9 protein-coding genes are annotated in these 12,640 nt (G+C 72.6%); 7 read left to right on the forward strand and 2 right to left on the reverse strand.

Annotation, left to right across the window (positions count from 1 at the left end):
* Positions 1 to 3: 3 nt before the first annotated feature.
* From cofD to ACZ4WH_RS07125, 3 genes are all read left to right on the forward strand, one after another.
* Positions 4 to 963: a 2-phospho-L-lactate transferase gene (cofD, locus tag ACZ4WH_RS07115; protein ID WP_468177456.1), complete on the forward strand. Its 960-nt coding sequence runs from the start codon at positions 4 to 6 to the stop codon at positions 961 to 963.
* The gene (locus tag ACZ4WH_RS07120) at positions 960 to 2,285 is read left to right on the forward strand and encodes a coenzyme F420-0:L-glutamate ligase (RefSeq protein WP_468177458.1); all 1,326 of its coding nucleotides are present in this window, start codon (positions 960 to 962) and stop codon (positions 2,283 to 2,285) included. Before cofD ends, ACZ4WH_RS07120 begins: the two co-directional genes overlap by 4 nt.
* A gap of 108 nt (positions 2,286 to 2,393) precedes the next feature.
* The gene (locus ACZ4WH_RS07125; RefSeq protein ID WP_468177460.1) at positions 2,394 to 3,425 is read left to right on the forward strand and encodes a DNA-3-methyladenine glycosylase family protein; all 1,032 of its coding nucleotides are present in this window, start codon (positions 2,394 to 2,396) and stop codon (positions 3,423 to 3,425) included.
* A gap of 538 nt (positions 3,426 to 3,963) precedes the next feature.
* On the opposite strand, the gene manB is transcribed toward ACZ4WH_RS07125, so the two are convergent.
* Both manB and ACZ4WH_RS07135 read right to left on the reverse strand, forming a co-directional pair.
* A complete protein-coding gene (manB, locus tag ACZ4WH_RS07130; protein ID WP_468177462.1) occupies positions 3,964 to 5,046 on the reverse strand; it encodes a mannose-1-phosphate guanylyltransferase in 1,083 nt (360 codons plus the stop codon).
* Between the two features lie 251 nt (positions 5,047 to 5,297).
* Positions 5,298 to 6,683 carry a peptidoglycan recognition protein family protein gene (locus ACZ4WH_RS07135; RefSeq protein ID WP_468177858.1) on the reverse strand — a complete coding sequence of 462 codons (1,386 nt, stop codon included), beginning with the start codon at positions 6,681 to 6,683 and terminating at the stop codon, positions 5,298 to 5,300.
* 110 nt (positions 6,684 to 6,793) lie between these two features.
* Here ACZ4WH_RS07135 and ACZ4WH_RS07140 point away from each other — a divergent pair, with 110 nt between their 5' ends.
* From ACZ4WH_RS07140 to ACZ4WH_RS07155, 4 genes are all read left to right on the forward strand, one after another.
* The gene (locus ACZ4WH_RS07140; RefSeq protein WP_468177464.1) at positions 6,794 to 7,549 is read left to right on the forward strand and encodes a TIGR03089 family protein; all 756 of its coding nucleotides are present in this window, start codon (positions 6,794 to 6,796) and stop codon (positions 7,547 to 7,549) included.
* 123 nt (positions 7,550 to 7,672) lie between these two features.
* Entirely contained in the window at positions 7,673 to 8,860 is a 1,188-nt protein-coding gene (locus ACZ4WH_RS07145; RefSeq protein WP_468177466.1) for an LCP family protein, read from the forward strand.
* A 244-nt stretch (positions 8,861 to 9,104) separates the two neighbouring features.
* Positions 9,105 to 10,862 carry an LCP family protein gene (locus tag ACZ4WH_RS07150; RefSeq protein ID WP_468177468.1) on the forward strand — a complete coding sequence of 586 codons (1,758 nt, stop codon included), beginning with the start codon at positions 9,105 to 9,107 and terminating at the stop codon, positions 10,860 to 10,862.
* Positions 10,863 to 10,992: 130 nt separating this feature from the next.
* Positions 10,993 to 12,621: an LCP family protein gene (locus ACZ4WH_RS07155; RefSeq protein WP_468177860.1), complete on the forward strand. Its 1,629-nt coding sequence runs from the start codon at positions 10,993 to 10,995 to the stop codon at positions 12,619 to 12,621.
* Positions 12,622 to 12,640 lie beyond the last annotated feature (19 nt).

Consider the following 12,640-nt stretch of genomic DNA (forward strand, 5'->3'; position numbering starts at 1 on the left):
CGCATGCGCATTGTGGTTCTGGCAGGCGGCATCGGCGGTGCCCGTTTCCTGCGCGGTCTGAAGCGGGCCGTGCCGGACGCGGACGTCACGGTCATCGGCAACACCGGCGACGACATCCACCTCTTCGGGCTGAAGGTCTGCCCGGACCTGGACACGGTGATGTACACGCTGGGCGGCGGCATCAACGAGGAGCAGGGCTGGGGGCGGACGGACGAGACCTTCCACCTCAAGGAGGAGCTGGCGGCCTACGGCGTCGGCCCGGACTGGTTCGGGCTCGGCGACCGGGACTTCGCCACGCACATAGTGCGGACGCAGATGCTGAGCGCCGGCTATCCGCTGAGCGCGGTCACCGAGGCGCTGTGCGACCGCTGGAAGCCGGGCGTGCGGCTGATCCCGATGACCGACGACCGCGTCGAGACGCATGTGGCCGTCGAGCTGGACGGTGAGCGCAAGGCGATCCACTTCCAGGAGTACTGGGTGCGGCTGCGGGCCTCCGTCCCGGCCGAGGCGGTCGTCCCGGTCGGCGCCGAGCAGGCCAAGCCGGCCCCGGGCGTGCTGGAGGCCATCGCCGAGGCGGACGTGATCCTCTTCCCGCCGTCCAACCCGGTCGTGTCCATCGGCACGATCCTCGCCGTGCCCGGCATCCGCGAGGCCATCGCCGAGGCCGGCGTGCCCGTGGTCGGCCTGTCCCCGATCGTCGGGGACGCGCCCGTGCGCGGCATGGCCGACAAGGTGCTGGCCGCGGTCGGCGTGGAGTCCACGGCCGCCGCGGTCGCCGAGCACTACGGCTCCGGGCTGCTGGACGGCTGGCTCGTCGACACCGTGGACGCGGGCGCGGTCGAGCGGGTCGAGGCGGACGGCATCCGCTGCCGGGCCGTACCGCTGATGATGACTGACGTGGACGCGGCGGCGCAGATGGCGCGGGAGGCGCTGGCACTGGCCGAGGAGGTGCGGGGGGCGTGAGCGACACGGCGTCCGCCGGGACCGAGCGGCCCGGGTACCGGGTCTGGGCCCTGTCCGGCATCCCCGAGGTGCAGCCGGGCGACGACCTCGCCAAGCTGATCGCCGCGGCCGAGCCGGGACTGGCCGACGGGGATGTGCTGATCGTCACGTCCAAGATCGTCTCCAAGGCCGAGGGCCGGGTCGTGCGGGCGGCCGACCGGGAGGCCGCGATCGACGCCGAGACGGTCCGGGTCGTGGCCCGGCGCGGCCCGCTGCGCATCGTGGAGAACCGGCAGGGCCTGGTCATGGCCGCCGCCGGGGTCGACGCCTCCAACACCCCCGCCGGGACCGTGCTCCTGCTGCCCGAGGACCCGGACACGTCCGCGCGCGCGATCCGCGACGGCCTGCGCGCCGCCCTCGGCGTCGACGTCGGCGTCGTCGTCAGTGACACGTTCGGGCGACCCTGGCGCACGGGGCTCACCGATGTCGCGATCGGCGCCGCCGGAGTACGCGTGCTGGACGACCTGCGCGGGGGCGCGGACGCGCACGGCAACCCGCTCAGCGCGACCGTCGTCGCCACGGCGGACGAGCTGGCCGCCGCCGGTGACCTGGTCAAGGGCAAGGCGGCGGGCCTGCCGGTGGCCGTGGTGCGCGGGCTGCCCCACGCCGTGGCCGACGAACACAGTGAGGGGGCCCGGGCCCTGGTGCGTACCGCGCGGGACGACATGTTCCGGCTCGGCACCTCCGAGGCCGTGCGGGAGGCCGTGACCCAGCGCCGCACCGTGCGGGCCTTCACCGACGAGCCCGTGGACCCCGGCGCGGTCCGGCGCGCGGTGGCCGCCGCCGTCACCGCGCCCGCCCCGCACCACACCACGCCGTGGCGGTTCGTGCTGCTGGAGTCGGAGGAGTCGCGGGTACGGCTGCTGGACGCGATGCGGGACGCCTGGATCGAGGACCTGCGCCGGGACGGCAAGAGCGAGGAGTCCATCGCGAAGCGGGTCCGGCGCGGTGACGTGCTGCGCAACGCGCCCTACCTGGTCGTGCCGTGCCTCGTCATGGACGGCTCGCACACCTACGGCGACGCCCGGCGGGACGGCGCCGAACGGGAGATGTTCGTCGTCGCGATGGGCGCGGGCGTGCAGAACCTGCTGGTCGCGCTGGCCGGGGAGCGGCTGGGCTCGGCGTGGGTGTCGTCCACGATGTTCTGCCGGGACGTCGTGCGCGAGGTCCTTCGGCTGCCGGCGGACTGGGATCCGATGGGCGCGGTGGCGGTCGGTCACCCGGCGGAGGAGCCGAGACCGCGGCCGGAGCGGGACGCGGGGGCGTTCGTGGAGGTGCGGTGAGTCCCGCGCGGGGTCCGGTCCGCTCCGGGTCGGTCCCGTAGGCGCGGCGAACGCCTAGTCTCATAGACGGCACGGCACCGGCACCCCCAGGACTCACAGGACTCATTCGTGGCAGGACGTTTCCCCCAGCGGCCCACGCGGCCCACGCGTACGACCGTGCGCGGCGGGCATGTCGCCGTGCCCCCGGGGGCCGCCGCCGGGATACCGCGGCAGGCGGCGGCGCCCGCGCGGGTACGGCGGTGGGTGCCGGACGGGCCGCTGGACCTCGGGCTGACCCTCGGGCCGCTCCGGCGCGGGCCCGCCGACCCGACGTTCCGGGCCACGGCGGACGGGTCCGTGTGGCGGACCTGCCGTACGCCCGCCGGGCCGGGGACGCTGCGGGTGCGGGCGTACGGCGGTGAGGTACGGGGCGAGGCGTGGGGGCCCGGTGCCCAGTGGCTGCTGGAGCAGTTGCCGGAACTGCTCGGTGCCGGTGACGATCCCGAGGCGTTCGTGCCACGGCACCGGGTGGTGGCGCTGGCGCGGCACCGGCGGCCGGGGCTGCGGCTGACCCGGACCGGGCTGGTGCTGGAGTCGTTGATCCCGTCCGTGCTGGAGCAGAAGGTCACCACCGACGAGGCGTACCGGGCGTGGCGGCTGCTCGTCCGGAGGTTCGGGGAGGCGGCGCCGGGCCCCGCGGGGGTGGGCGAGCGGCCGATGTGGGTGATGCCGACGCCGCGGACCTGGGCGCTGATCCCGTCCTGGGAATGGCATCGGGCCGGGGTCGACGACAAGCGGGCGTCCACGATTCTGCGGGCCGTGCGGGTCGCCGCGCGGCTGGAGCAGGCGGTGGGGATGCCGGCGGGTGAGGCCCGGGCGCGGCTGGAGGTCGTGCCGGGGGTGGGGCCGTGGACGTCGGCGGAAGTGGTGCAGCGCAGTCATGGGGCGGCGGACGCGGTGACGGTCGGGGACCTGCATCTGCCGGGGATCGTGGGGTGGGCGCTCGCGGGGGATCGGGACGCCGACGACGCGGAGATGCTGCGCCTGCTTGAGCCGTATGCCGGGCAGCGGCATCGGGCGGCACGGTTGATCCTGCTGAGCGGGCGTGTGCCGGCGCGGCGGACGCCGAAGATGCGGCGGGTGGACATCGGGTTGCTGTGAGCTGCGGGGCGCTGCGCTGGGCGTGGGGCCGCGTTACCGGCGCGGGCTGCTATCGCTGGCGACGGGTGGGTCCACTCACCGGCGCTGGCCGGGTGCACGGCGCTACCGCTGAACTACGGGTGGGACGCTCACCGGCGCTGGCCGGGTGCCGCTGCGCCCACCCGTGCCGCCCCAGCGGCACGACTGCCCGCAGCTACGCGCGTGTGACCGCCGCTGCCGGGTGGGCGCCGCGCCGGCACTACGACTGCCCGCAGCTAAGCAGGTACGACGGCCCCTGCCGGGTGGGCGCCGCCCCAGCGGCACGACTGCCCGCAGCTAAGCAGGTACGACGGCCCCTGCCGGGTGGGCGCCGCCCCAGCGGCACGACTGCCCGCAGCTACGTCGGCCCGGCTGGTCCCGGCGCCGGTGGCGCTGTGTAGCCGGCGGTGGGGCAGTTCCTCAGGGGCGCGGGGAACTGCGCGGGTGACCCACCGCGGGCCGCGGACGGCATCCGACCGTGGGACCCCTGACCGCCGGGGCCCTGGGGCGGCGCGCCCTGCTACTGGTCTGACGAGAAGCGCAGTGCCCCCGCTGGGATGCGGGCGTCGCACCACACCCGTACGCCCTCGCGGAGTTCGTTGTCGGCGCCCACGATCGCGCCGTCGCCGATGACCGTGCCGGTGAGGACGGAGCGTTCGCCGACGCGGGCGCGGGTGCCGATGAGGGAGTCGGTGATGACGGCGCCCGGCTCGATGACGGCGCCCGGCAAGATCGTGGAGCCGAAGATCCGCGCGCCCTTCGCCACGAACGCGCCCTCGCCCACCACCGTGCCGCCCGTCAGCTTGGCGTCGGGCGCCACCGTGGCCGTCGGCAGCACGAGCCGGTCGCCGCAGCGGCCGGGGACCGCCGGGGACGGGGCCCGGCCCAGGACCAGGTCGGCCGAGCCGCGCACGAAGGCGGCCGGGGTGCCGAGGTCCAGCCAGTAGGTGGAGTCGACCATGCCCTGAAGATGGGCGCCGGCCGCCAGGAGGCCGGGGAAGGTTTCGCGTTCCACGGACACCGGGCGGCCCGCCGGGATCGTGTCGATGACCGAGCGGCGGAAGACGTACGCCCCCGCGTTGATCTGGTCGGTGACGATCTCCTCCGGCGTCTGCGGCTTCTCCAGGAAGGCCAGGACGCGGCCGGTCTCGTCCGTGGGCACGAGACCGTAGGCACGCGGGTCCGTCACCTGCGTGAGGTGGAGCGAGACATCGGCGCCCGTCGACTCGTGGGTGCCCACCAGGGCCCTGATGTCCAGCCCGGTCAGGATGTCGCCGTTGAAGATCAGCACCGGGTCGTCGGGGCCGGAGTGCAGACGGGCGGCGACGTTGCGGATGGCTCCGCCCGTGCCGAGCGGCTCCTCCTCCGTGACGTACTCGATGTGCAGGCCCAGCGCGGAGCCGTCCCCGAAGTACGGCTCGAAGACCTCGGCCAGATAGCTGGTGGCGAGGACGATGTGCTCGACACCCGCCGCCCGCGCCCGCGCCAGCTGGTGGGTGAGGAACGGCACCCCGGCGGCCGGGACCATCGGCTTGGGTGTGTGCACCGTGAGCGGTCGCAGCCGGGTGCCTTTGCCGCCGACCAGGAGGATCGCTTCTGTCACCTGTCGTCTCTGCTTCCTGCCGGGACCGGCCGAACTACTCATCACACTCGTTTCGGCCGGTCAGTGTATGCAGACCGTGCGACGACGCCTTCGATGGCCGCGCGGTGTCCCGCGAGATCGGCGTGCGGTTTCCCCCGACCGCCCCCGCCCCCGGCCCCCCGAGCCCCCTCACCCGTCCCCCGACGGCGACGTACGCGCGCCCCGTCCTCAGCACCCCCGTCCTCAGCGCCCCCGTCTCAGCGCCCCCGGCCTCAGCGCCCCTGGTAGCTCGCCGCGCTGGAGCGGGTCGTGCCGAGCTTGGCGTAGAGCCGCTTGCCGGGGCACTCGGTGGCGAACCCGTCCCGGTGGCCGGAGATCACGTTCAGTCGTACGTTCTTCCCCTTGGGGTAGAGATTGCCACCGCCCGACGTGAGGTATGTCTTTCCGCTCGGATCGACCGCGTAGAGCCCGAGCTTCCACGCGGTGAGCCGGGCGATGGCCTTCACCGCGGCGCTCGACGGCTGGGTCGCGCTGTACGTGCCGATCGCGGCGACGCCCATGCTGTCGGTGTTGAACCCGAGGGTGTGCGCGCCGAGCACCGCCTTGGCAACACCCCCGGCCCGGCCCTCGTAGAGGGTTCCGCACTTGTCGACGAGGAAGTTGTAGCCGATGTCCCGCCAGCCCATGCTCTTCACGTGGTAGCGGTAGATACTGCGGATGACGGACGGGGCCTGGGCGCAGGTGTATGCGTTGCCCGAGGCCGTGTGGTGGACGAAGGCCGCCTTGATCTTCTTCGTGTAGACGAACCCGCGCTCGCGCAGTGACTCGTCCGCGCCCCAGCCCCGGCGCGTGACGATCCGCGGGCGCGCCCCGATGTACGGCTTCCCCCGCCCCGGGCCCTGGAGGCGGGTCAGCTCCTGCTCGGTGGCCCACTGGCCCAGTTCCGGGATCGCGGTGGCGCCGAAGTCGGTGATGTCCGCGTTGGCGGCCGAGGCGGCCAACGCGGCCTCCGTGTCGAGGGCGGTACGGGGTGGGTCGCCGGCCGGCGGGTTCCCGTCCCCGGGATCGACCAGCTCCAGCCGCAGCCCCGACGGCAGCCGCGCCCCCGGCCGGCCGGCCCGCTTCCCGGAAGCGGGCCCCGTGCCGCCCCCGCTCCGCGCGCCCTCCGCCCGCACCCGCAGGTCGACACCGTCCGAGTCCCCCACCCACAGCGGCGCCGTCGCCCCGCGCACCCGCCGGGAGGAGCCTTCTGCCGTGCCCGGGTCGGCGCCGTGGTCGGCGTTGTGCGTCTCCACGTCCTGCCAGCCCGACCACTCCCCCGTCGCGGCGGACCGGGTGCGCACCTGTACCCGGCCGCGCAGCTCGGTGTCCGGGTGGTCCCAGACCACGCCGACCAGCGAGAACCGGTCGAGGCCGGTGCGGTACAGCCCCTGTTCCGGGGCCCCGCCGAGGACGCGCTGCCCGGAGAGCGGGACGAGCGGCAGCGAGCGGGTGCTGCCCGGGACCGCGGCCTGGACCGGAACGGTCGCGGCGGTCGCGGCCGGGGCCGGGGCGAGTGCGAAGGCGGTGGCGAGGGTGAGGCCGATCGAAAAGGCGGCGAGCGGGGAGACGCCAGGACAAGAAGTGAGGAGTCCGCGCATGTGCATGATCTTGGACATAGTCATACACATCTGTCCATCATGAACTGACGGCCTGTCGGGAAACGTTCCGCCGAACCGGTGGCCCCACCGCCCGCCGCGCGGGCCCGCCCGCGCGTACCCTGTCCCGGGTGAACGCCACCGATCGCACCCCTGCCGACCTGCTGACTTCCGCGCTCGCCGCGGACCCCGGCCGCCCGCTGGTGACCTTCTACGACGACGCCACGGGCGAACGCGTCGAACTGTCCGTGGCCACCTTCGCCAACTGGGTGGCCAAGACCGCCAACCTCCTCCAGGGCGACCTCTCCGCCGGGCCCGGCGACCGGGTCGCGCTGCTGCTGCCCGCGCACTGGCAGACGGCGGTGTGGCTACTGGCCTGTTCCTCGGTGGGTGCGCTCGCGGACGTCGCCGGGAATCCGGCGGCGGCCGACGTCGTCGTGAGCGGGCCGGACACGCTCGACGCCGCGCGGGCCTGCGCCGGTGAGCGAGTGGCGCTGGCGCTGCGGCCGTTGGGCGGACGCTTCCCGCAGACCCCGGCCGGGTTCATCGACTACGCCGTGGAAGTCCCGGGGCAGGGCGACCGGTTCGTCCCGTTCGCGCCGGTGGACCCGGAGGACCCGGCGCTCATCGTCGCCGGGCGGGAGTTCAGCGGGGCCGAAGTCGTCGAGCGGGCCGCTTCCGAAGCGGGGGCGCTGGGGCTCACGGGGCCTGGGTCCCGGTTGCTGTCGGGGCTGGCGTACGACACCTGGGAGGGGCTGAGTGCGGGACTGTTCTCCCCGTTGGCCGTCGGGGGGTCCGTGGTGCTGTGCCGGAATCTGGAGCGGTTGGACGAGGAGGCGCTCGCCAAGCGGGTGGAGAGCGAGAGGGTGACCGCGGTGCGGCGATAGGCCGGCTTCCGGGCGGCCGCCGTCACCCGGACGGAGCAGCAAAGGGCGCTGCCCCGCCCCCTCCCCGCCATCGTCGTAAGTGCAGGACACGACGCTCGTACGCCATGAGGGGATGGCCCCACCGTGACCGACACCGCAGGCAAGCCCGTCGGTCCCGGTCCCGGAGCGGGAGCCTCCGCGACCGGGGACGGGCTGATACGGCGCCGGCGGCGGCGGTGGGGGCGGAACTCCGCGCTGGGGGCGGCCGTACTCCTCGTCGCGGCCGCCGGTGGCGGGTGGGCCGTCTACGCCCGGCTCACTGCCAACATCACCGCCGACGAGGCCGCCGCCGCCGAGCTGGCGCGGTTCGAGCGGGAGCGGCCCACCGCGCTGGTGCGGGACGCGCAGAACATCCTGCTGATCGGCTCGGACACACGCGCCGGGGACGGCAACGGCAAGTACGGGAAGGACGTCGGCACCGAGCGGTCGGACACGACGATCCTGCTGCACCTGGCCGCCGACCGGCACAGCGCCACCGCCGTCTCGCTGCCCCGGGACCTGATGGTGGACATCCCGAGCTGCGGCCAGAAGGACGGCAGACGCGGCGACCCGGTGTTCGCGATGTTCAACCACGCCTTCCAGGTGGGCGGTTCGGCGTGCACGATCCGGACCGTCGAGAAGCTGACCGGTATCCGCATCGACCACCACATGGTCCTGGACTTCAGCGGGTTCAAGGAGATGGTGGACGCCGTCGACGGCGTGGAGGTGTGCCTGAAGGAGCCCGTGGACGACAAGGCGGCGAAGCTGAAGCTGCCCGCGGGGAAGGTCACGCTCGACGGGGAGCAGGCGCTCGGGTTCGTGCGGGCCCGCAAGTCGCTCGGGAACGGCAGCGACACCGAACGGATGGAGCGGCAGCAGCGGTTCCTCGGCGCGCTCGTCAACAAGGTGCAGAGCAATGACGTCCTGCTGAACCCGGTGAAGCTGTATCCGGTGCTGGACGCGGCGACCTCCTCGCTGACCACCGACCCGGAACTGGCGAGTCTGCATGGTTTGTACCAGTTGGTGCGCGGGCTGCGCGAGATCCCCATCGACCACGTGCAGTTCCTGACGGTGCCGAGGGAGTCGTATGTCTACGACGCCAACCGTGATCAACTCGTGGAGCCGGAGGCCGAGAAGCTGTTCGCGCGGCTGCGGGCCGATCAGCCGGTGGTGGTGACCCAGGAGAATTCACAGAAGGTTCCGGGGGAGGACACAGGGCCCAGCGGGGCGGACGACCCCTCGCCCGCCCCGACGTTCCGGGGGAACACCGCCGCCGAACAGACCTGTGAGTGAGCCGCGCACCGGGCCGGAGAACTGCCGTTCAGAAAATCCTTTCAGAAAATGAGGGGGATTGCCCGGTTGTAGGCACGTCGAATTTGTCACCGGCGTCGCTCGACGCTGAACTGGGCGGATAGTGTGAGCGATCCGGTGCACCTGGCCGCGAGGTCCGTCCTGGGGTCGTGCACTGTTTCACCGAGACCCGAGCGCCTTGGAGGGGGAAGGCGCCGCGTGGCCCCGACGGAGGATTCGGACAACCGTGGACGCGCAAGGCCGTGGGCGGGCGGACAACATCGACCCCGCAGACCAGTGGGTACTCAATCCGAACACCGGCGAATACGAACTGCGACTGAGCCCTTCCGCAGCGCAGTCGCCGGTTCCCGGACCGCGCAGACCGTCCCCCCGGGACGGCGGTGGCGCGGCGGGCGACCGTACGCGGCAGGCCGGCGGTCAGACCCGGCAGACGCCCCGGGCGCGCGGCACCGATGTGCCGGCGCCCCGCTCGGCCCGGCGCCGGGGCGGTGAGCCGGAGGCGCCCCAGGGCAGGCGCGCGTCCCGGCGGCCGGTGAAGAAGAAGTCGACGGCGAAGAAGGCGCTGCTGTGGACCGGCGGTTCCATGGCCTTCGTGCTGGTCGCCGTGTCGGCCGCCGGCTACCTCTACATCAAGCACCTGAACGACAACATCACGTCCGTGTCCGACGACGGCGCCAGCACCGGCGGCTTCCGCAAGGACGAGGCGATCAACATCCTGCTGATCGGCACGGACAAGCGCACCGGCAAGGGCAACGACGGCTACGGCGACTCGGGCAGCGTCGGGCACGCGGACACCACGATCCTGCTGCACGTCTCCAAGGACCGCTCCAACGCCACCGCGCTGAGCATCCCGCGCGACCTGATCGTGGACGTCCCGGACTGCCCGACCCAGCAGGAGGACGGCACCAAGAAGGTCATCCCGGGCTCGGACGGCGTCCGCTTCAACACGAGCCTCGGGCAGGACGACCGTACGCCGAGCTGCACCATGCGCACGGTGACCGAGCTGACCGGGATCAAGCCGGACGACTTCATGGTCGCCGACTTCAACGCGGTCAAGACGCTGACCGAGGCCGTCGGCGGGGTCGAGGTCTGTCTGGCCAAGGACATCGACGACCCGAAGTCGCATCTGAAGCTGTCCGAGGGCACCCACAACATCTCCGGTGAGCAGGCGCTGGCGTTCGTGCGCACCCGGCACTCCGTCGGCTTCGGCGGCGACCTGAGCCGGATCGGGCTCCAGCAGCAGTTCCTCAGCGCGCTGATGCGCAAACTGAAGGGGAACGACACGCTCACCAGCCCGACGAAGATGGTGAAGCTGGCGGAGGCGGGCACCAAGGCGCTGACCGTCGACGACAAGCTGGACAACATCGGCAAGCTGAAGGACCTGGGCCTTGAGCTGGGCAAGCTCAACCCGAAGAACCTGACCTTCACCACGGTGCCGGTCGTGGACAACCCGGCGGAGAAGGTCCACGCCACCGTGGTGCTCAATGGGGCGAAGGCGCCGGCGGTCTTCGACGCCATCAGGAACGACGTCTCCTTCACCGAGGTGAAGAAGAAGCAGAAGGCGGCGAAGGACGCCCAGGCCGCCCGGCTCAAGGGCACCAAGGCGCCCGCCTCCGAGGTGCGGGTGCGCATCCTCAACGGCGGGGCCCAGGCCGGCAGCGCCCAGGCGGTGCTCAACTGGCTCCAGAACGACGAGGGCGTGACCAAGTCGGAGAACGCCGGCAACGCGCCCGCCGGACTGAGCAGGACCACGCTGGAGTACGCGCCGGACCAGGCGGCCCAGGCCCGCCGGCTGGCCGAGATCATGGGCCTGTCCGGGGCCGCGCTGAAACCGGGCGAGAGCGTGACCAACTCCCAGGGGCTGCCGGCGATGACGCTGACCCTGGGCAAGGACTTCAAGGGAGCGGGGGTCTCCCTCACGACGCCGACGAAGGCGCCGGACGTCGACAAGTCCACGGCGGACAAGGTGAAGTGCGCCTCGTAGGTAACCCAATGGGCCCGTCGTGCGTCTAACCGGTCGCGGGACGGGCCCGTTGCTTGGCGCAAGGGTGGGGAGGGCAGGGAGTTTGGCGCAGAGCGAGGTGCGCGGGGAGGCTCCGGCGGTCGAGGACACGATGTCGCTCGCGTCGAAGACCTCGGACGCGCCGGCGCGTTCCGGCCGGCGCGGTGGCGGGCACGGCGGCCGGCGTGGCGGCGGACGGCGGACGGGTGGTCCGACGACCGACCGGAGGCGGCGCAGACGGCGCGCGCTGCGCTGGTCGGCGACCGTGCTGGCGGTGGTGATACTCGGCACCGCTGGTGCCGGATATCTCTACTACCAGCATCTCAACAGCAACATCCAGAAGGGCAAGCGGGCCAACGGCGACGACTCCAAGGCGCACAGGACCCGGCCGAACGCGGCCGGCCAGACCCCGCTGAACATCCTGCTGATCGGCTCCGACAGCCGGAACTCCAAGGAGAACCTGAAGCTCGGCGGCAGCAGGGACCACGTCGGCGACCCGCCGCTCGGGGACGTGCAGATGCTCATCCACCTCTCGGCGGACCGCAAGAGCGCCGCCATGGTCAGCATCCCGCGGGACACCCGGGTACACATCCCCGAGTGCAAGGACCCCGAGACCGGCAAGGTCTATCCGCCGACGGACGACATCATCAACGTCACCCTGGCCCGGGGAGGGGCCGGCTGCACCCTGCTCACCTGGGAGGACCTCACCGGGGTCTACATCGACCACTGGATGACGATCGACTTCGCGGGCGTGGTGCGGATGGCGGACGCGATCGGGGGTGTCGAGGTGTGTGTGAAGCAGAACGTCTGGGACCACTCGACACCCAGTCAGCGCGGCGGCTCCGGCCTGAAGCTGACGGAGGGACCGCACAAGGTGAAGGGCGAGCAGGCCTTGCAGTGGCTGCGCACCCGGCACGCCTGGGGCAGCGACCTGATGCGGGCCCGCGCCCAGCACATGTACCTGAACTCGATGGTCCGCACGCTGAAGCAGCAGAACGTGTTCACCGACACGGGCCGCCTGATGGACCTGGCCGAGGCCGCCACCAAGTCCCTGAAGGTCTCCGAGGAGATCGGCACGGTCAAGAAGCTGTACGACCTGGGCATGGAGATGAAGTCGGTGCCGACCGACCGCCTCACCAGCGTGACGATGCCCAACGTCCCGGACCCGAACAACCCCGACAACCACGTCGTACCGAACAAGGACCAGGCCGCCAAGCTGTGGCGGATGCTCCAGGACGACGTGCCGTTCGACAAGAACGGCGGGAAGTCCGGGTCGAAGAAGGACGCGGGCAAGGACAAGCCGACCAAGACGCCCTCGCTCGACGCGAGCCGGCTCGGGGTGCTGGTGCAGAACGCCACCCGGACCGACACCGAGGCCGCGGTGCAGCAGCGGGCGTCGGCGATCGGCCAGGTACTCGTGGGGAAGGGCTACGCGCGGGCGCAGGCCGACGCCTCGGGGAGCCTGGCCGAGGACAAGACGGTCGTGCGGTATCCGAGCGCGGACCTGGAGGGTGACGCCCAGGCGGTGGCCAAGGCGCTGGGCATCCCGATGAGTTCGGTGCAGAAGTCGACCGACGTGTCGGGGGTCACCGTCGTCGTCGGCGCGGACTGGCGCTCGGGCAGCAGCTATCCCCGGCAGTCCGAGCCGAAGGCGGGCGACCTGCCCGAGGGCGCCGACGCCGTCAACGCCTCGGACAAGGGCGACTGCATGGACGTGTACAAGCCCTACCAGTGGCACTGACGGACCGGACACACGAAGC

The organism is Streptomyces sp. NPDC029138, assembly GCF_055564375.1.